Source organism: Ruegeria sp. HKCCA6707, assembly GCF_013033515.1.
Taxonomy (GTDB): domain Bacteria; phylum Pseudomonadota; class Alphaproteobacteria; order Rhodobacterales; family Rhodobacteraceae; genus Ruegeria.
On sequence record NZ_WQEG01000001.1, the window covers coordinates 501,254 to 518,421 of the forward strand.

At 57.1% G+C, this 17,168-nt stretch carries 20 protein-coding genes; 9 read left to right on the forward strand and 11 right to left on the reverse strand.

Annotated features, from left to right (window positions below; genetic code table 11):
• Positions 1 to 69: 69 nt before the first annotated feature.
• A complete protein-coding gene (locus GOW40_RS02460; protein ID WP_171128857.1) occupies positions 70 to 1,803 on the forward strand; it encodes an adenylate/guanylate cyclase domain-containing protein in 1,734 nt (577 codons plus the stop codon).
• A 6-nt stretch (positions 1,804 to 1,809) separates the two neighbouring features.
• On the opposite strand, the gene phaR is transcribed toward GOW40_RS02460, so the two are convergent.
• From phaR to GOW40_RS02475, 3 genes are all read right to left on the reverse strand, one after another.
• On the reverse strand, positions 1,810 to 2,364 hold the full coding sequence (gene phaR / locus GOW40_RS02465; RefSeq protein WP_171098275.1) for a polyhydroxyalkanoate synthesis repressor PhaR: 555 nt from the start codon (positions 2,362 to 2,364) through the stop codon (positions 1,810 to 1,812).
• Positions 2,365 to 2,499: 135 nt separating this feature from the next.
• Positions 2,500 to 2,946: a phasin family protein gene (locus GOW40_RS02470; RefSeq protein ID WP_171098273.1), complete on the reverse strand. Its 447-nt coding sequence runs from the start codon at positions 2,944 to 2,946 to the stop codon at positions 2,500 to 2,502.
• A 132-nt stretch (positions 2,947 to 3,078) separates the two neighbouring features.
• A complete protein-coding gene (locus tag GOW40_RS02475) occupies positions 3,079 to 4,881 on the reverse strand; it encodes an alpha/beta hydrolase (RefSeq protein ID WP_171128855.1) in 1,803 nt (600 codons plus the stop codon).
• A gap of 111 nt (positions 4,882 to 4,992) precedes the next feature.
• Between GOW40_RS02475 and phaZ the strand changes: the two genes are divergently transcribed.
• Positions 4,993 to 6,267, forward strand: a complete 1,275-nt coding sequence (phaZ, locus tag GOW40_RS02480) for a polyhydroxyalkanoate depolymerase (RefSeq protein WP_171098270.1) — start codon at positions 4,993 to 4,995, stop codon at positions 6,265 to 6,267.
• A complete protein-coding gene (locus tag GOW40_RS02485) occupies positions 6,264 to 6,848 on the forward strand; it encodes a DUF6151 family protein (RefSeq protein WP_171128853.1) in 585 nt (194 codons plus the stop codon). The genes phaZ and GOW40_RS02485 overlap by 4 nt, the downstream gene beginning before the upstream one ends.
• Here the strand turns inward: GOW40_RS02485 and GOW40_RS02490 are convergent.
• From GOW40_RS02490 to GOW40_RS02505, 4 genes are read right to left on the reverse strand one after another with little or no spacing between them, the layout of a single operon-like run.
• Complete coding sequence (locus GOW40_RS02490; RefSeq protein WP_171128851.1) at positions 6,845 to 7,201, reverse strand: twin-arginine translocation pathway signal protein; 357 nt, start codon at positions 7,199 to 7,201, stop codon at positions 6,845 to 6,847. The genes GOW40_RS02485 and GOW40_RS02490 overlap by 4 nt on opposite strands.
• 52 nt (positions 7,202 to 7,253) lie before the next feature.
• A complete protein-coding gene (locus tag GOW40_RS02495) occupies positions 7,254 to 7,871 on the reverse strand; it encodes a hypothetical protein (protein WP_171130452.1) in 618 nt (205 codons plus the stop codon).
• A gap of 17 nt (positions 7,872 to 7,888) precedes the next feature.
• On the reverse strand, positions 7,889 to 8,881 hold the full coding sequence (locus tag GOW40_RS02500) for a carboxylesterase (RefSeq protein WP_171230849.1): 993 nt from the start codon (positions 8,879 to 8,881) through the stop codon (positions 7,889 to 7,891).
• Entirely contained in the window at positions 8,881 to 9,630 is a 750-nt protein-coding gene (locus tag GOW40_RS02505) for an alpha/beta fold hydrolase (RefSeq protein ID WP_171128847.1), read from the reverse strand. Before GOW40_RS02505 ends, GOW40_RS02500 begins: the two co-directional genes overlap by 1 nt.
• Positions 9,631 to 9,843: 213 nt before the next feature.
• Here GOW40_RS02505 and thrS point away from each other — a divergent pair, with 213 nt between their 5' ends.
• The 5 genes from thrS (at position 9,844) to GOW40_RS02530 (ending at position 14,526) form a co-directional block, all read left to right on the forward strand.
• Entirely contained in the window at positions 9,844 to 11,802 is a 1,959-nt protein-coding gene (thrS, locus tag GOW40_RS02510; RefSeq protein WP_171128845.1) for a threonine--tRNA ligase, read from the forward strand.
• A 220-nt stretch (positions 11,803 to 12,022) separates the two neighbouring features.
• Positions 12,023 to 12,325 carry a DUF2282 domain-containing protein gene (locus GOW40_RS02515; protein WP_171098257.1) on the forward strand — a complete coding sequence of 101 codons (303 nt, stop codon included), beginning with the start codon at positions 12,023 to 12,025 and terminating at the stop codon, positions 12,323 to 12,325.
• Positions 12,326 to 12,395: 70 nt separating this feature from the next.
• On the forward strand, positions 12,396 to 13,253 hold the full coding sequence (locus GOW40_RS02520) for a DUF692 family multinuclear iron-containing protein (protein WP_171128843.1): 858 nt from the start codon (positions 12,396 to 12,398) through the stop codon (positions 13,251 to 13,253).
• Positions 13,250 to 14,011, forward strand: coding sequence for a DUF2063 domain-containing protein (locus tag GOW40_RS02525; RefSeq protein ID WP_171128841.1), 762 nt, complete (start codon positions 13,250 to 13,252; stop codon positions 14,009 to 14,011). Before GOW40_RS02520 ends, GOW40_RS02525 begins: the two co-directional genes overlap by 4 nt.
• Positions 14,008 to 14,526 carry a DoxX family membrane protein gene (locus GOW40_RS02530; RefSeq protein ID WP_171098252.1) on the forward strand — a complete coding sequence of 173 codons (519 nt, stop codon included), beginning with the start codon at positions 14,008 to 14,010 and terminating at the stop codon, positions 14,524 to 14,526. Before GOW40_RS02525 ends, GOW40_RS02530 begins: the two co-directional genes overlap by 4 nt.
• Position 14,527: 1 nt before the next feature.
• Here the strand turns inward: GOW40_RS02530 and GOW40_RS02535 are convergent, their stop codons facing one another.
• Together GOW40_RS02535 and GOW40_RS02540 are read right to left on the reverse strand one after the other, a co-directional pair.
• Entirely contained in the window at positions 14,528 to 14,896 is a 369-nt protein-coding gene (locus GOW40_RS02535; RefSeq protein ID WP_171128833.1) for a hypothetical protein, read from the reverse strand.
• Between the two features lie 41 nt (positions 14,897 to 14,937).
• The gene (locus GOW40_RS02540; RefSeq protein WP_171230850.1) at positions 14,938 to 15,255 is read right to left on the reverse strand and encodes an arsenate reductase family protein; all 318 of its coding nucleotides are present in this window, start codon (positions 15,253 to 15,255) and stop codon (positions 14,938 to 14,940) included.
• A gap of 214 nt (positions 15,256 to 15,469) precedes the next feature.
• Between GOW40_RS02540 and GOW40_RS02545 the strand changes: the two genes are divergently transcribed.
• Positions 15,470 to 15,676, forward strand: a complete 207-nt coding sequence (locus tag GOW40_RS02545; protein ID WP_008758035.1) for a cold-shock protein — start codon at positions 15,470 to 15,472, stop codon at positions 15,674 to 15,676.
• A 118-nt stretch (positions 15,677 to 15,794) separates the two neighbouring features.
• Here the strand turns inward: GOW40_RS02545 and GOW40_RS02550 are convergent, their stop codons facing one another.
• Both GOW40_RS02550 and thyX read right to left on the reverse strand, forming a co-directional pair.
• Entirely contained in the window at positions 15,795 to 16,043 is a 249-nt protein-coding gene (locus GOW40_RS02550) for a hypothetical protein (protein WP_171128829.1), read from the reverse strand.
• A gap of 71 nt (positions 16,044 to 16,114) precedes the next feature.
• On the reverse strand, positions 16,115 to 17,026 hold the full coding sequence (gene thyX, locus GOW40_RS02555; RefSeq protein WP_171098244.1) for an FAD-dependent thymidylate synthase: 912 nt from the start codon (positions 17,024 to 17,026) through the stop codon (positions 16,115 to 16,117).
• Positions 17,027 to 17,168: the final 142 nt, after the last annotated feature.

Here is a 17,168-nt window from a genome sequence, read left to right on the forward strand (position 1 = left end):
AGGCAAGTGTCGAAAATTTTGTACAAATACCGGACGTCAGGCGATTGGACCTGATGTCCGGAGATCGCCATGCCCCGCCGTCTGATCGCTATTCTTGCTGCTGATGTCGTTGGATATTCCAGCCTGATGGCGCGGGACGAGCAACGCACCCTCGACAAGCTGCTCACCCTGCGCAAAACCGTGTTCGATCCTCAAATCGCCGCGCATTCGGGGCGTTTGGTCAAGCTGATGGGCGATGGTGCGTTGGTCGAATTCCCAAGCGTCACGGATGCGGTCACCTGCGCGATTGCGGTGCAGACGCAGATCGAGGCTGAGGCGGATCCCGAGTTACGTCTGCGGATCGGGATCAACCTGGGCGATGTGATCATCGAAGGCGGCGACATCTATGGCCAGGGCGTCAATGTTGCCGCCCGCCTTGAGGCGAAGGCGCAACCCGGCGGTATCTGTATCTCGGACATGGTGCGACAGGGGATCGGCCAAAGACTACGTGCCATGTTTTCGGATGGCGGTGAGCATAGTCTGAAGAACATCGAAGACCCCGTGCGCATCTATCAATGGTTCCCAGATGACGCGCCGGCACCGCAGAACGTCACCGAGGCCCAGCCAATCAGCGACAATCCGGGCATCGCAGTTCTGGCCTTTGACAACATGTCCGCCGACCCGGAGCAGGAATATTTCTCGGACGGTATTGCCGAAGACATCATCACCGCCCTGTCCCATTTCCGAGAATTCTTTGTCATCGCGCGGAACACGTCGTTTACCTATAAGGGCCAGGCCATTCGCGTGGACGACGTCTGTCGCGATCTTGGGGTACGCTATTTGCTGGAAGGCAGTGTTCGCAAGGCCGGTCAAAGGGTCCGAGTGACGGCACAGCTGATTGACGGGTCGACAGGGGCTCATATCTGGGCCGAGCGGTACGACCGCGCCATCGACGACATTTTTGCGGTGCAAGACGAGATCACCCAGGCCATTGTCCAAGCCGTTGCGCCGGAAACGCTGGGGGCCGAAACGCGCCGCGCGCGGGCCAAACGGCCTGATAGCCTATCCTCGTGGGACAAGGTGCTGCAGGCCCGGTGGCATTTGGGCAAGTTCGCCAAAGCCGACAACGACGCGGCGCGGGCTTTGCTCTCAAACGCAGTGGAGGCTGACCCGAACCTGTGTGACGGGCATGCCGGCATTGCGCTTTGCGATTTGATGGCCATGCTGCATGTCTGGCGGCCGGATACGCGCGACGCAATCTTGTCGGCGAAAGATGCGGCAAGTATCGCCACCGGGTTGGACGACAACAATGCGCATGCCCACGCGATGCTTGGCATGGCCAGTATGTTCGCGCGCGAATATGACGAGGCTGAAACTCACTTGTCACGCGCGGTGACGCTTAATCCAAACCTCGCGACAGGGTTTGGCAACTTCGCAGCCTACTATGGAATTGCAGGTCGGTTTGACGAGGCCAAGGCAGCCTATGAAAAGTCGACCATCCTCAGCCCTCGGGATCCCTTGCGGGCCTTCTGGCGGGGTGGCTTTGGAATTGCCGCCTATGTGACGGACCGTTTCGATATCTGTCTTGAAAACGCCCGCGCGGGCCTGAAGGAAAGCCCCGGTTATGCCTCTTTGATGCGGCAAGAGGCGGCCTCGCTTGCGATGCTTGGCAAATCGGATGAGGCACAGGCATCCGTTGACAGGTTGCTGCACACCATGCCCAGCCTTACCATCGCCATGGTCCGCAAGATGGTACCCGTGCGCTATGACGACGATTGGGAGAAATGGCTGGAAGGCTTGCGGCGCGCCGGCCTTCCCGAGTGATGCGGATTAACTGAGTTTCGACAGCTTTTGCTGCAACTCGGCGAGTTGCTTTTTGATGTCGTCCAGATCTTCCTTGGGCTCGTCATCGCCTTCGGCTTCGCTGTCCGGCCCGGACCAGTTCCCAGACAGGCCACCGGTCATTGCCTTGAGAAAGGCCTGCTGCTGCGCCTGCATCGCTTCGAACCCAGGCATCTGCGACATCGGGTTCATCGCGTTCATGTTCTCCATCATCTTGGTCTGGCTTTCGCGCAGCATCTCGAACGAGCTTTGCAGGAATTGCGGCATCATCCCCCCGCCCGGCACCATATAGCTGCGCACAAGGTCGTTGAGCACGTTCACCGGCAACACATTCTCGCCCCGGCTTTCATGTTCTGCGATAATTTGAAGAAGGTATTGGCGCGTTAGGTCATCGCCGGTTTTCAGATCGATGATCTGCACCTCACGACCATCACGGATGAACCCCGCAATGTCTTCAAGCGTTACGTAGTCGCTGGTTTCGGTGTTGTACAACCGCCGACTTGCGTAGCGTTTGATCAGCAAAGGCTTTTCTTGTTCTGCCACCGTTGACCCTCCCCAATGATGATGCATTGCAGCATAGGTTATGCGAGTGCAGAACAAAAAGAAAGGGCAGGTCAAATGACCTGCCCGACGCGATAGCACCAGTTGGGAGGGAAAGGTGCCGACCGCAGGTTCGGCTTATTTGGCCGCTGTTGCTTTCTTGGCAGCAGCGGTTACTTCGTTGGTTGCTTTCTTGACGGCAGCAGTTGCATCTTCTGCAGCTTCTTTGCCGGCAGCCATCAGCAGCTCAACAGTTTCCGACTGAACTTTTTTGGCGATCTCAGCGAAAGCAGCCATGTTTTCGGCAGCAACTTCAGCCGACGCGCTTGCGAAGTCGGTTGCAGCTTTTGCGTAGTCAGCAGGCTCTGCTTTGGCTTTCGACATCTCGGTCAGCTTGGCCAGAGTTTCTTTGGTCCATTTGTTCGAGATCTCTGCCGATTTCTCAGCCGCGTCCAGCGCTACGCCAGACAGTTTTTCGTTCAGCGATGCAGTCGACTTGAATGCGTCTTCCAGTGCCGATGTGTCGATCGGGAACGCGCCCATCATGTCTTTCATGACTGCGGTAAAGTCTTGGGTCTTTGCCATTGTCCTAAATCCTTCTAGCCGCTCCGGGACCACCCCGGTTTTCATCAGCTTGAAGGCAATATGATTGCTGCGTCGCAGCATTTCAAGTTTTTTCTTGCTGCAGTGCAGAAAATTTTTAATCTCAAAATGAAATCAGGCGCTTGCCTTGACCTTCACATACTCACCAGGGGCCGGTGCAAGGCTCGGATGATCCGAATCACCGGTCTGACGTGCAGGAACTTGCTTGCCAGAACGTTTCTTCAGCCATGCCTCCCACAGAGGCCACCACGACCCGTCGTTGAACGTGGCACCCTTCATCCAGTCGTCAGCATCGGCTTTGAGATCAGAGTTGGTGTAGTGACCGTATTTCTTTTTGCTCGGCGGGTTCACAATACCCGCGATGTGGCCGGATTCAGACACCACAAAGGTTTTCGAGCGCGCCCCCATCTGCTGCACGCCGCGGTAACAGTCTTTCCAGGCGGCAATATGATCCGTTTCACAAGTGATCGCCATCACGGGAACATCCACATCACTGATCTGCAGCTTGTGCCCCATCAGGTCAAACCCACTGCCGACGAAATCGTTTCTCTGGCAAAGTCCGCGCAGGTATTGAATGGCCATCTTTCCGGGCAGGTTCGCGCCGTCACCGTTCCAGAACAAAAGATCAAACGCGGGTGGTGTTTCCCCCATCATGTAGCTGCGGATTGCGGGCGTATAGATCAGATCACGCGAGCGCAGGAACGACATGGTTCGGCCCAGTATCCAGGCGCGCAAAATACCATCCTTGGTGATCTGGTCCTCAATCCCGTCGACAAAGTCGTTTTGCAAAAACGGGGTGAACTCACCCTGCTCTCCGAAATCTGTCAGCGTGGTAAAGAACGTTGCTGACTTGACCGATTTGTCACCACGCTGTTTCAGCAAAGACAGCGTCAGGCTTAAGGTGGTCCCGGCAATGCAATAGCCAACGGCATTCACCTGTTTCACCTTGCAGATTTTCTTGACCTCTTCGATCGCGGTCAAAAAGCCGTCTTGAATATAGTCTTCCATCCCGACATCGGCAAAGGACTCATCTGGATTTACCCAGCTCACGACAAACAGGGTGTACCCTTGTTCGGTAACCCATTTGATCAGGCTGTTTTGGGCTTTCAGGTCGAGGATATAGAATTTGTTGATCCAGGGGGGAAACAAGACAATGGGTGTCTCATGCACAGTGTCTGTCACAGCTTTATACTGGATCAGCTCGATCATGCGGTTGCGATAGATCACGTCGCCCGGCGTCGTCGCGATGTTGCCACCTACTTCGAACGCGCTGTCATCGGCCAGTTTGACCACCAATTCTCCGTTGTTCGCTTCTAGATCAGAGACCAGATTCTCGAGCCCCTTGATCAGCGACTGACCTTCGGTCTCGACGGCTTTTTCCAATGCGTCCGGATTGGTGGCCAGAAAATTCGTCGGCGCCATCATGTCGATAATCTGCTGCGAAAAATAGCGCAGGCGCTGCTTGTCTTTCGAATCCATCTCTTCAACTGACGCAACCGCCTGTTCAATGGCTTCAGCATTTGTCTGATATTGCTGGCGGATGAAGCGGAAATAGGGGTTTGTGTCCCACATGGGATTGGAAAAACGACGATCTTTGGAAACCTGACTGGGTTCACCCACCTCGCCTTTTGCCATCGCCTGCTGCGCTTCGGCAAAGTTCAGCACCGACTTACCCCAATACTCGATTTGCTGTTCCAGGATCTTGGCCGGATTCTGCAGAGTCTCGGTCCAGTAAGCCGTTGCTGCTTTTGCAAAAAGCTCTTGATTCGGGCCGTCCAGCGCGGGGGAATGGGTTTGTTTTCCGGCCATGACTTCGACCAGCCGCTTGGACAATGCTTCGACTTTCTCCATATTTTCCTTAAGGCGTTCAATATGTTCTTCGGTCAATTCAGGAGTTTGGCCATCACTGGTTGTCATTTTAACTATTCCCACTTACCCTTGCTGCTGTGCAGAATAACGTGGCTTTAACCTTCGGGCAAAGCGACGTGTGGTCCGAACACTCGGGCAATCAAACAGGAGGCCCGTACCATGCGTTATATGATGACTTATGACCTGATGGAAACCATGCGTAACACCAACCAGTGGCTTGGTGCTACCGCAAGTGCCATGGCCTCCTACCCGCAATTCTCGATGATCCCTAATCCGGCCTTCAACTGGATGGCCGCCTGGGGCGAGGTGACCGAGCGTACATTTCAACGCATGGTCGTCAAGCCCGACTGGGGTATCCACGCCTTCACCTGCGAGGACGGCAAAGATCATCTGGTCGATGTCGTGACTGTTTTGGAACGCCCCTTCGGCGACCTGATCCACTTCCGCGTCAACGGCCGCGAGGAACAGCCTCGCAAAGTCTTGCTGGTTGCGCCTATGTCGGGCCACTACGCCACCTTGCTGCGGTCAACCGTCAAAAGTCTGCTGGTGAATTGCGAAGTCTATATCACCGATTGGCACAATGCCCGCGATATCCCGGTGTCCGAAGGCAAGTTCGACGTCGAAGACTACACGCTTTACCTGGTCGATTTCATGAAAGAATTGGGCCCCGAATCCCACGTGGTCGCGGTGTGCCAACCGGCGCCGCTCACTCTGGCCGCCACCGCCTATCTGGCCGAGGTCGAGCCCAAAGCCCAGCCCAGCACCCTGACGCTGATCGGTGGCCCGGTTGACCCGGACGCCACCCCCACAGAAGTGACAGATTTCGGACGGCGCGTCACGATGGGGCAACTGGAAGAAACCATGATCCAGCGTGTCGGTTTCAAGTACAAGGGCGTTGGTCGCATGGTCTATCCTGGACTGCTGCAACTGGCGTCGTTCATGTCGATGAACGCCGAACGCCACAGCAAGGCTTTCACCGATCAGATTCAGCGTGTGATGCGGGATGAAGCGTCAGACCACGATGCCCATAACCGGTTCTACGATGAGTATCTGGCCGTGATGGACATGACCGCAGAATTCTATCTGTCCACAGTCGAACGTGTCTTCAAGAACCGCGAGATCGCCCGCAATGAATTCGTCGTGGCCGGGCACAAGGTTGATATCGGCAAGATCACGGATGTCGCGGTCAAATCTGTCGAAGGCGCCAATGACGACATCTCGGCCCCGGGCCAGTGTATCGCGGCGCTTGACCTGTGCACCGGTCTGCCGGACAGCAAGAAGGCCAGCCATGTGGAACCCGGTGCGGGTCACTATGGCATCTTCGCAGGGCGCAGCTGGCGCGACAACATCCGCCCGCTTGTGATTGATTTCATGAATGAAAATAGCCGCAAGAAACCCCGCCGCCGCGCCGCGAACAGCAACAAGGTGGCATGACCCCCGGCCCTGACCAGGGGTTGATCTTTTCCTGCTCATGCGGGGCGCTGACAGGACGCATTTCCGAGCGTGGTGCGCGAACCGGGACTCATGTTGTGTGCTTTTGTCACGACTGCCGCGCGGCCCAGGTTTATTTCGGACAACCCGACCCTGCTCCGGGTCCGGTGAATGTCTTTCAAATGTCACCGGAAGAGATCACATTCCTGTCCGGCAAAGAGAACCTCTCCTGCATGCGCCTTAGCCCCAAAGGCATGCTGCGCTGGTACGCCAAGTGCTGTAACGCGCCGTTGGCAACGACAAGCCCCACCCCCAAAATCCCGTTTGCGGGTTTTGACGTGAACCGGTTACGCGCCCCTGTGTCTATTGGCCCTGTGACCACACGCGGCTTCGTCCCGCGCGGGAATGGCAAACAATCACATGAAAAGCTGCATTACGCAGCGTGGGGGCTAGTCAAACGGATTGTGCCGTCCCGTCTCGTGGGGCGCTGGAAAAACACACCCTTTTTCGATGTCGCAACAGGAACGCCCTGCGTCACCCCGACAACCCTGTCAAAATCTGAACGCGCGGCACTGTATCCCTAAAGCCAAGTCAGCCTGGCCCGACCAAGCGACGTGTTGTGTTGGACGCACCAGATATAGACCTCGTTAAATTCGATCGGCGTAAGCTTGGGCCCAATCGGAAAACTCTGTGCGCCCCGAAACTGCGTCAGCTCTCCGATGATGGCGTCGCGGCGAAAACCATCCTGACCCAGCGCAACCCACGGATCCGGCGAGCCGTCATGGACAAAATCCATCTCAAGATAGACAGCCCATTGATCCGCATTCTGAAAAAGCGACACACCGCCCGCGGTACTTCCAGTGGTAAACCGTCCCTCTGCGCGTCGTTTCCCTTCGGGCGCGGCCCAAATCTGATCGGGCACCAACGAAGCCGACATCATTCCGGCCAATATGACCCGTCTTTTCAAAAGACACCTCTTGCTCATCTCGTCACACCGGATACCGGATCCCGCGAAAACTTGGGAAATCACCATAACGTGTTTGGCGCTCCTCAAGCCTTTCATCTGGCGTCCCACCGGGGCGCAGCAGGCAGCCTCGGGGCGCAATATAGCTATCGATCCGCTTCACAGGCGTTGGTCGCCACACCAAATTGAATGCGCAAAGCTTGGGGAAAAACCAAATCTCGGAATAGTCGATATGGTCATGCATCCACCAGGCCAGATCCCGCCAATCGCGCCCCTTTGCATAGCGATCCGCAAACCAGGGGATCACGACTGAGGCCCCGGCGATGCGATCCTCGCCGCTGCCGCGATCCCAGATATGACATTCCATCGGATTGTCATTGCGCGCGCAGTTCAGTTTGTTTTCATTGCCGAACCGGTTCAAATCCGGCGCACGATAGGCCGACCGGATGGCGATCCGACCAAAGGTTTCCTGCAGTGGATCCAGCAAGGTTTCACACAGAGCCCGCCCCGTTTCGATGGCAAGGTCGGGGTCGTCGGGGATATTCTGGATCTGGTGAATGTTTCCGATTTCGGAATACAGAAACTCGCGCATGAAAAAGTGACGCGACAACCGCACGCGGCCCAAAGTTTCAAGGCTCCACATGCTTTTCGGTTTGCGCATCATTCGATCCCTTGCTCGGCCAGCCAGGCGAGCATACCGGCCACCGCATCTTCGGTCTGTCCGGGAGACATCAATCGGCCCGCAATGACATGTGACTGCGGATCATCATCCGGACCCATTGTCACGAGGTTGGCCGTAGCAAACCCTCCCCAAGCGCGCGCCACATCATGTGTCCGGTCAGGGCGTACGACCTGATCATCTTCTGAGAACCAGAACAAAGCCGGGTTTTGTGCACCCGCAAAATCCAACGCATAAACCGCGTCCACCAGAACAGACATCGGCACAACAGCCGTCCACGGATAATTCGTCGACCAATACAGGTTCCTCTCGGGGTCTGGCCCCGGCGGATTGCGGACATCCCCCATCACAAGAGGCAACCAAGTGCGGGCCAGTGGCAAGGTGGGCACCCAGGCACCCGGCGTGTTGACGCCAAAATTGGGCGAGACAAAGATCATCGCCGCCACCTTCTGGCTCAGCTCACGATCCAAGGCAGCCGCCGCAGCCAGCGTACCGCCGGTTGATGTCGACAAAACAATGACCTCATCCCCGACAGCCCGCGCGGCGGCCAAAGCCTCTGCCGTGTCCTCCATCCACCCAACTGCGGTGGCTTCCCCCATCGCCGCACCCTCACGGCCATGCCCCTGCAGACGGGTATAAACCAGATTGGCGCCAAGTGCGTCGGCTAGAAGATCCGGCACCGGGCGGATTTCCTCAGAGCTGGCAGAAAACCCATGGATATAGAGCACGGCGTACCGCGTGCGTTGTTCCCGGAACCCCTCCTGCCAGATCACCCGCTTTTCCACGCCCGGAACGATATCGTCAAAACCGCTTTCGACGCTTTCAAAATAGACCTGCACCCCTTCGCCAAACTTGCGGGCATCAAAGCGCGGGTTCAAATCTACAGGCTCTCGCGGGGCAATCAGGCAAACTCCGACACCAACCAGCAAAAGGATCAACAGGATCCGGCCAATCACCCAGCCAGCCCTGCGCATCAATGATCACCCATCACATCCAGAACCGCCTGCTCGATCATCTGCAGGCACGGCCCGTCCGAGAACCTGTGATCCGCATCCTTGACCAGCAACAACCGCATATCCGGGCCCGTGGCATGCTCGATCAACCGCACAGCTGTCTCTGTCGACACTGCCGTATCCGCTGTGCCCTGCAGAAACCGCACCGGAAACGGCAGGTCCAAGGGCGTCCGCAGCACCAGCCGCCTGCGCCCATCTTCGATCATCCGCTTTGTGATGATGTAAGGCTCCATGTAATCCGACGGCAATTCCACATGGCCCACCGCTTCTAGCGCCGCCTTCTGAGCGTCTGAGAAGGACGCCCAATAGCCATCTTCGGTGAAATCAGGCGCCGCCGCGATCGTGACCAGCCCGGCAATCCGCTCGGGCTTGGCCCGCGCCAAAAGCAACGCCTGCCACCCGCCCATGGACGATCCAACAACCACCAAGGGCCCTTCCGTCAATGCGTCCATTGCCGCCAGAGTATCTTCGTGCCAATCCCCGATACACCCGTCCGTAAACGCACCCGAGCTTTCGCCGTGGCCCGAATAGTCAAAGCGCAAAAATGCCTGCCCGCGCGCCTGTGCCCAAGCCTCCAAGTGCACCGCTTTGGTGCCCTCCATATCCGATTTCAGCCCTCCCAAGAACACTATCGTCGGGCCGACGCCGGCACTCTTGTGATAAGCCAACCGCCGCCCTTGCGCCGTCTGCAGAAATTCCGTCGCTGCCATGAAACCCTCTTCACTTTTCCAAGCATCATGCACGCGCCCGTCGCAAGCGCAATCGCCCCTGCTTCTTCTTGTTCCAAATACGGCGGGGAGCGCGAGGGGCAGCGCCCCTCGCCCCAACCCTTGACACCTGTCCCTGCACCTGCCAAAGCAGCGCGACACATATAACCCGCAACCGGGCGTTCAGTGGGCGCCAAACCGACGAGGAGAGCCGAAATGGCCCTGGATTCAAAATCCGTCTCACTCACCTTTCCTGATGGCAATGCACGATCTTATGACGCAGGCGTAACTCCCGCGCAGGTCGCCACCGATATCTCGACCTCGCTGGCAAAAAAGGCCATCTCGGCCACGGTGAACGGCCAGCACTGGGATCTGCAATGGCCCATTGACGCTGATGCGCAAATCGCCATTCACACCATGAAGGATGAGGCGCAGGCCAACGAGCTGATCCGTCACGATCTGGCGCATATCATGGCCCGAGCGGTACAGGAGATCTGGCCCGACACCAAGGTCACCATCGGTCCCGTCATCGACAATGGCTGGTATTACGACTTTGACCGGGCCGAGCCTTTCACCCCCGAAGATCTCGGCGCCATCGAGAAAAAGATGAAGGAGATCATCAACAAACGCGAAGCGGTCACCACCGAGGTCTGGGACCGCCAGCGCGCGATTGATTTCTACACCGAGAACAACGAGCCCTATAAGGTCGAGTTGATCGACGCCATCCCCGGCGATGAACCGCTGCGCATGTATTGGCACGGCGACTGGCAGGACCTGTGCCGCGGCCCGCATCTTCAGCACACCGGACAGGTGCCCGGTGATGCGTTCAAACTGATGTCCATCGCCGGAGCCTATTGGCGCGGCGACAGCAACCGTCAGATGTTGCAACGCATTTATGGCGTGGCCTTCACCGGTAAGGAAAAGCTCAAAGCTCACCTGCATATGCTGGAAGAGGCCGCCAAGCGCGACCACCGCAAGCTGGGCCGCGAGATGGACCTGTTCCACATGCAGGAAGAGGCCCCCGGTCAGATCTTCTGGCACCCCAACGGCTGGACCATCTACACTCAGTTGCAGGACTATATGCGCCGCAAGCAACATGCGGGCGGCTATGTCGAGGTCAACACCCCGCAGGTCGTCGATCGTAAACTGTGGGAACGTTCGGGCCACTGGGACAAGTATCAAGAGCATATGTTCATCGTCGAAGTTGACGAGGAGCATGCCCGCGAAAAGGCTGTGAACGCTCTGAAGCCGATGAACTGCCCCTGCCATGTCGAGATCTTCAAACAGGGCCTGAAATCCTATCGCGACCTGCCGCTGCGCATGGCCGAGTTCGGCTCGTGCGCGCGCTATGAACCCTCGGGCGCGCTGCACGGGATCATGCGGGTGCGCGGCTTTGCACAGGATGACGCGCATATCTTTTCGACCGAGGATCAAATCGGCGATGAATGCGCGCGGTTCATCGGCTTCCTCACGGATGTCTACAAAGACCTCGGATTTGAAAGCTTCAAGGTCAAATTCTCGGACCGTCCCGAGCAGCGGGCTGGTTCGGACGAAACCTGGGACAAGGCCGAAGAGGCGCTGCTGACCGCCACCCGCGCTGCAGGAGTGGAGCCCGAGTTGAACCCCGGCGAAGGTGCATTCTACGGCCCCAAGTTGGAATTCGTTTTGACCGACGCCATCGGGCGCGACTGGCAATGCGGAACGTTCCAGGTGGATTTCGTTCTGCCTGAACGGCTGGACGCCAGCTATGTCGGCGCGGATGGGGCCAAACACCGGCCCGTCATGCTGCACCGCGCTTGCCTGGGCTCGTTCGAGCGCTTCATTGGCATCCTGATCGAAGAACACGCGGGCAAACTGCCCTTCTGGCTGGCCCCGCGTCAGGTTGTCGTCGCATCGATCACCTCGGATGCTGACGCCTATGTTGCCGAAGTTGTGGAAACCCTGAGTGCCGCTGGCGTACGGGCCGAAGCGGACATTCGCAACGAAAAGATCAACTACAAGGTTCGCGAGCACTCGGTGGGTAAAGTCCCTGTGATTCTGGCCATCGGACACCGCGAGGTTGAAGAACGCACCGTCAGCGTGCGTCGCCTGGGTGAAAAACAGACGCAGGTTCAGCCGCTTGACGTTGTAACAAATGAGCTTTCGACAGCCGCAACGCCACCGGACTTGCTGTAACATTCGGCGTGAAATTGCCCTGAATCCGGCCCTGAACACCGGGCCGGATTGAAACAATTTACAATTTTCAATTCGAAAACAATGTGTTAACCTTCAACAGGCCATGACAGTCTTTGACGGGGTTGTGAGACACGGGCTCGTGAATTCACCTCGGGCGTCCAAGCCACTACTTTGTCATTGTCACAAGCAGACATACGCAGTCACTAGAAGGATTTCCGAGATGTCGAACACAGCAAAGTCCCTGGTTATCGCAACCGCAGTAGCAGCCGCAGTATCTGGTGTTGCAACAACCGCCTCCGCACAAGCGAAAGAAAAGTGCTATGGCATTTCGCTGGCCGGTCAGAATGACTGCGCCGCAGGCCCGGGCACAACCTGCGCGGGCACCTCGACCGTCGATTATCAGGGCAACGCATGGACTTTGGTTGACGCAGGTACCTGCGCCTCGATCGAACTGCCCGCCGAAGCCAACGGCACACCGCGCGAAGGTTCGCTGGAGCCGCTCGAGCGCGACCTGCCCGCATAAGCGCAGCCTAAGAACAGCAAAAGGGCGGGCACCATCGCCCGCCCTTTCGTCGTGATTGAGGAAGTGAAAAATGTTGGACAATACTTATCGGTCAAATCGCCTACCCGCAGCACCGGGTGTGGGATATAAACCTCAGCATTTTTCCCAGATACTCGAGCATGCAGACCCAGTGGCATGGCTGGAAATACATGCCGAGAATTACATGGGTGACGGCGGGCGTCCTCTGGCGCAGCTGCGTCACCTCTCCGAACAGTTTCCCATTTCCGTGCACGGCGTTGGCTTGTCGATCGGTGGCGAAGGTCCACTTGCTCCAGACCACCTTGCGCGGTTGAAACACTTGGTTGGATGGTTGAATCCAGCCAGCTTTTCCGAGCATCTGGCCTGGTCGACTCATGACAGCCAATTCCTGAATGACCTGCTGCCGCTTCCCTATACCGACAGCACTTTGGCCCGCGTCTGCCAGCATATCGATCAAGTGCAGGACGTGGTTGGGCGGCAGATGCTGCTGGAAAACCCCTCCAGCTATCTTGCCTTCGAGGAAAGCACCTGGTCCGAGACCGATTTTCTGCGCGAAGTTTCGAACCGCACTGGTTGCGGCCTGCTTTTGGACGTCAACAACGTCTTCGTGTCCGCCACCAATCTCGCCTATTCGCCCCAAGGGTATATCGACGCATATCCGCTTGAAAAAGTGGACGAAATTCACTTAGGCGGCCATGACGAGGACGAGGATGATCACGGTCGCCCTCTGTTGATCGACAGTCACGGCCGTGAAGTGGTCGACCCCGTTTGGGCCTTGCTGGACTACGTGTTGGAACGTTCTGGCCCCAAACCCCTGCTGGTCGAATGGGACACCGATGTTCCGGATTGGCCTGTGCTGCGGGCCGAGGCCAAACGTGCGCAGACCGCATTGGATCGGATCCCGGCATGAGTGTGAGCCAATCCAGTTTTCGCTCTGCCCTGTTGGATGCCAATCAACCGGTGCCGAAGGGCTTGCTGGACGCTCAAGCGCAGCCGGCAGGACGACGCTTTAGCGTCTATCGCAACAATGTCGCGGTCTCTCTGACTGAGGCCATGCATCAGGCGTTTCCTGTGATCACCAAGTTGCTTGGCACGCAGAACATGGATGGGCTGGCCGGGATTTTCTTGCGCCAACACCCACCGACCTCGCCTTTGATGATGTTCTATGGCGAAGAGTTTCCAAGTTTTCTAGCTGGCATGCAGCAGCTATCGCATCTGGGATACCTGCCGGACGTCGCGCGTCTGGAACTGGCCCTCAGGCGGTCCTATCACGCAGCAGATGCGCAGCCGATCCCGGCTGAGGCGCTTGCCATAGATCCCGAAGATCTGATGCGTGCCAAATTGGGTCTGGCGCCGTCTCTAGAGGTACTGAAATCGGAATGGCCGATTCATGCGATCTGGGTGTTCAACACACAGCCCGACGCTCCGAAACCCCAGCCCGGAGGTCAGGATATCCTGATCACCCGGCCCGATTACGACCCTCAACCCCACGTCTTGCCCCCTGGTGGAGCAGACTGGATCAACCGCCTGCAAGACGGGCAAACCATCGGCCAAGCCTATGAGGCGACCGCCGCCGAAACCTCCGAGTTCGACCTTGGAACCACACTCGCCCTACTGCTTCAGGGCGAAGCTATAACTTCTGTGACTCTCGAAAGGCTGGAGACATGATTGCCCTGATCTCATCCTACAACAACGCTGTCGAAACGGTGGATGCCAAATCCGGTTGGCTGACCCCAACCCTGGCACGGCTGGTCTTTATCGCCGTCCTTCTTGTGTATTACTGGAACTCGGCCTCGCTGAAGATCGACGGCTCGATCTTCTCGGCCTCCGCCGGTGCCTTTGGCCAGATCTTCCCGAAGGCAGCCGAAGCGGTTTTGTATGACGTCACGCAAATGACCTTTTTCCAGCGCGTCGTGATTTTCTTTGGCACGGTTGCAGAGTTCGTTCTGCCTGCTTTGCTGTTGGTCGGCTTGCTCACCCGCTTTGCCGCCTTGGCGATGATCGGCTTTGTCTGGGTTCAAACCCTGGTCGATGTCACCGGCCACGGCGTTACACTGGGCAGCTTGTTCAATTCCGCGCCTGACCTGATGGATCAGCGTGTGATGTGGACGTTCCTGTTCCTTGTGATCTTTATCAATGGCGCAGGTCCGCTGTCGCTGGACCGTCTGTTGCGTCTGAAGTGATCTAGAAATGTGCCTTGGGCTGATCCGGTTTTCCCGCGGCCAGCCCAAGGACGCCTGCCACTCCGGCAAACACAATCGGGAACATGGTGAAAGCGCCAAAACCAAAGGCGTAGTACATGCCCGCAGCTGAAATCAGCAAAAACACACCCGCAACCAAAGCCCTCGCATGCGCCATTGCACCACCCGCGATGGCCAAAAGCGGCGCCAAGATTGACACGGTCTGCACCAATCCCGGGTTGTCGACCTGCTCTGCAAGGCCTTCGATTTCTCCGAACTGATTGATCAGCGCGACAAAACCATATCCAAAGAAACCGACTATCATTCCGATCAGGCCAGCGACGATACCCAAGATCATGGCGGCGTTGCGCATTTATCATTCTCCAAACTGGTCGGGTTCAGGTAAGAAGCCGATCAAGCGATGCCAAGACTTTTACGGGTTTCTTCAGTCCACCCCAGGAAAAGTGCGCCCTCGTTCTCGATCAAAGGCCGTTTCATCAATGTGGGATGATCAACCAAAAGCTCCAGCGGCGGCCGTGTGCGTTGAGTTTCGTCCAATTCGCGCCATGTGGTCGATCGGGTATTGAGCAAAGCCTTGCCGAAAGTTTCAAACGCTTGCGAAAGGACCGATTTCGGTACACCCTCTGCCCTGACGTCAACAAACTCGGCATTTGGAAGATATTTCAGTGTCTTACGACAAGTATCGCAAGTCTTTAGTCCATAAAGGCGCATATTTCGAGAGTTCCTGTTTTTGATGCAAAAATGGGCAAAAACGCCAACTGATCCCGGTTATTCTTGATTTTTTGCTTTACCGTGCAATGTTGAAAAAGGTGAAACACGCAATCCGGGCCGTATCGTTTGGGCGAAACAGTGTTGTATTGCGATCGCGCCAACCACTGCCCCGCCAATTTAGGGGATGACGTGAAAGTAGAAGGAGACACGGGAAATGCCAACCGGCACCGTGAAATGGTTTAATACCACTAAAGGCTACGGGTTTATCGCCCCCGATGAAGGCGGCAAAGACGTGTTTGTGCATATCTCAGCCGTTGAACGTTCCGGTCTGACCGGGCTCGCTGATAATCAAAAGGTCTCGTACGAGTTGCAGGACGGACGCGACGGTCGTCAGATGGCGGCTGATTTGAAGCCATTGTAATCGGTTCCACCCGTAAACCGGGTGAGATTTATTCAGGTTGACGGCCAATTAGCGGCCGTTAACCACACAACAAGACCTATCCCCGCGCAGGATTGTCCTGTTCGTGGGCAAACCAGTGTTAGCCCATGGCCACGATGCAGGACGTGCCGGTGGCGTAGGTCACAACCATGGTCCAATCGCCAGTTTCGCTGGTCCAGACCTCCATCATTTGCTCCGGGCCACGCATGCCAGAGGCGGTCTGCTGCGCCCGGAAATGACGTTCCAGCTTGTCATGCATGCGCTCGGTCGGTTCGCAGATCACCTCAGCGATCGGTGATTTCGCCTGCGCCGTACCTGCCAGTAGCAAAGCAAGGCCAATTCCGTTCATCGATTGTCTCAGTATCATGAAACCAATGTAACGGTTTCATGACGCCTTGTATAGACAACTGATATGCGAATTCAGCCTTCGCGTATCACATCCTGAAACTCACGCCATTCCCGCGCCGTCAGGCCTGATGTCTCTTGCGTCACATCCTCGCCGGCCAGCATACGGCGCAGGCAAGTGACCATCTGGGCCGACAGACTCACCGCACCCAATCGGTAATCTTCGAACGCGCGATAGGCAAAGGGCACCCAGTCCGACACGATTTTGCACATGGCATCCGCATAGACACGGATCTCGTATTGCGCATGTGGATCGGCGCGCAGGCGCAGGAAGTGGAACAGGTTGTGCAAATCAACCTTCCAATACCATTGGGTATAGATATTGGCGGGCAGGTTCATCCGCGCGAGTTCACGGGCCAGACCCTGCTGGCCGTCCTGATCAATCATCGCCTCGTAATTGTCGTAGCAGCGCGCGCTGTCGGCCTTGAGGATTTCCAGCACACGCGCGGCCTCTTCCCCTTGCAGCGCTTCGCCCCGGCCCTGGTTGTTGATCTCGGATTGTGCCGCCACATGTTCGGGGGCCGGGATATAGAATTCGCGGTCCAGGATCGAATAGCGGGCCGAGTATTCGTTCACATTCGCGGTCCGATGGCGGATCCACTGGCGGGCAACAAAGACGGGCAGTTTGACGTGCAATTTGATCTCGCACATCTCGAACGGGGTCGAGTGCCAATGGCGCATCAGATAGCGAATTAGCCCTTCATCATTCTGTACCGATTTGGTGCCCTTGCCATAGGACACCCGAGCGGCCTGACAAATGGCAGCGTCATCCCCCATATAGTCGATCACGCGAACAAAGCCATGGTCCAGCACTTGATGCGCCGTGTAGAGATGATCCTCCATGCCCTCGGCCACGACACGGCGCGTCGGTTGTGACTGCGCCCGTTGTGCCTCGATTTCGGCCTGCTGGTCGGCGGACAAAGGCATGAAACTCTCCTTTTCAACAATGAGTCGCTGGCCACTATATCTCGACATCGTGACCACAGGAACCGCGAGATGTGGGTCGACGTCAGGTTTTCGCACTTCTTCGCACCCTGCCCCCTCGACAGTCATGGGCTGCGCGCTAAGG

What these genes read in the sequence shown, in the direction of transcription:
- GOW40_RS02460 (WP_171128857.1), top strand. Translation starts at nt 70, where the DNA reads ATGCCCCGCCGTCTGATCGCTATTCTTGCTGCTGATGTCGTTGGATAT.
- GOW40_RS02470 (WP_171098273.1), bottom strand. Translation starts at nt 2,946, where the DNA reads ATGGCAAAGACCCAAGACTTTACCGCAGTCATGAAAGACATGATGGGC.
- GOW40_RS02475 (WP_171128855.1), bottom strand. Translation starts at nt 4,881, where the DNA reads ATGACAACCAGTGATGGCCAAACTCCTGAATTGACCGAAGAACATATT.
- phaZ (WP_171098270.1), top strand. Translation starts at nt 4,993, where the DNA reads ATGCGTTATATGATGACTTATGACCTGATGGAAACCATGCGTAACACC.
- GOW40_RS02485 (WP_171128853.1), top strand. Translation starts at nt 6,264, where the DNA reads ATGACCCCCGGCCCTGACCAGGGGTTGATCTTTTCCTGCTCATGCGGG.
- GOW40_RS02490 (WP_171128851.1), bottom strand. Translation starts at nt 7,201, where the DNA reads ATGTCGGCTTCGTTGGTGCCCGATCAGATTTGGGCCGCGCCCGAAGGG.
- GOW40_RS02495 (WP_171130452.1), bottom strand. Translation starts at nt 7,871, where the DNA reads ATGTGGAGCCTTGAAACTTTGGGCCGCGTGCGGTTGTCGCGTCACTTT.
- GOW40_RS02500 (WP_171230849.1), bottom strand. Translation starts at nt 8,881, where the DNA reads ATGCGCAGGGCTGGCTGGGTGATTGGCCGGATCCTGTTGATCCTTTTG.
- GOW40_RS02505 (WP_171128847.1), bottom strand. Translation starts at nt 9,630, where the DNA reads ATGGCAGCGACGGAATTTCTGCAGACGGCGCAAGGGCGGCGGTTGGCT.
- thrS (WP_171128845.1), top strand. Translation starts at nt 9,844, where the DNA reads ATGGCCCTGGATTCAAAATCCGTCTCACTCACCTTTCCTGATGGCAAT.
- GOW40_RS02515 (WP_171098257.1), top strand. Translation starts at nt 12,023, where the DNA reads ATGTCGAACACAGCAAAGTCCCTGGTTATCGCAACCGCAGTAGCAGCC.
- GOW40_RS02520 (WP_171128843.1), top strand. Translation starts at nt 12,396, where the DNA reads ATGTTGGACAATACTTATCGGTCAAATCGCCTACCCGCAGCACCGGGT.
- GOW40_RS02525 (WP_171128841.1), top strand. Translation starts at nt 13,250, where the DNA reads ATGAGTGTGAGCCAATCCAGTTTTCGCTCTGCCCTGTTGGATGCCAAT.
- GOW40_RS02530 (WP_171098252.1), top strand. Translation starts at nt 14,008, where the DNA reads ATGATTGCCCTGATCTCATCCTACAACAACGCTGTCGAAACGGTGGAT.
- GOW40_RS02535 (WP_171128833.1), bottom strand. Translation starts at nt 14,896, where the DNA reads ATGCGCAACGCCGCCATGATCTTGGGTATCGTCGCTGGCCTGATCGGA.
- GOW40_RS02540 (WP_171230850.1), bottom strand. Translation starts at nt 15,255, where the DNA reads ATGCGCCTTTATGGACTAAAGACTTGCGATACTTGTCGTAAGACACTG.
- GOW40_RS02545 (WP_008758035.1), top strand. Translation starts at nt 15,470, where the DNA reads ATGCCAACCGGCACCGTGAAATGGTTTAATACCACTAAAGGCTACGGG.
- GOW40_RS02550 (WP_171128829.1), bottom strand. Translation starts at nt 16,043, where the DNA reads ATGAACGGAATTGGCCTTGCTTTGCTACTGGCAGGTACGGCGCAGGCG.
- thyX (WP_171098244.1), bottom strand. Translation starts at nt 17,026, where the DNA reads ATGCCTTTGTCCGCCGACCAGCAGGCCGAAATCGAGGCACAACGGGCG.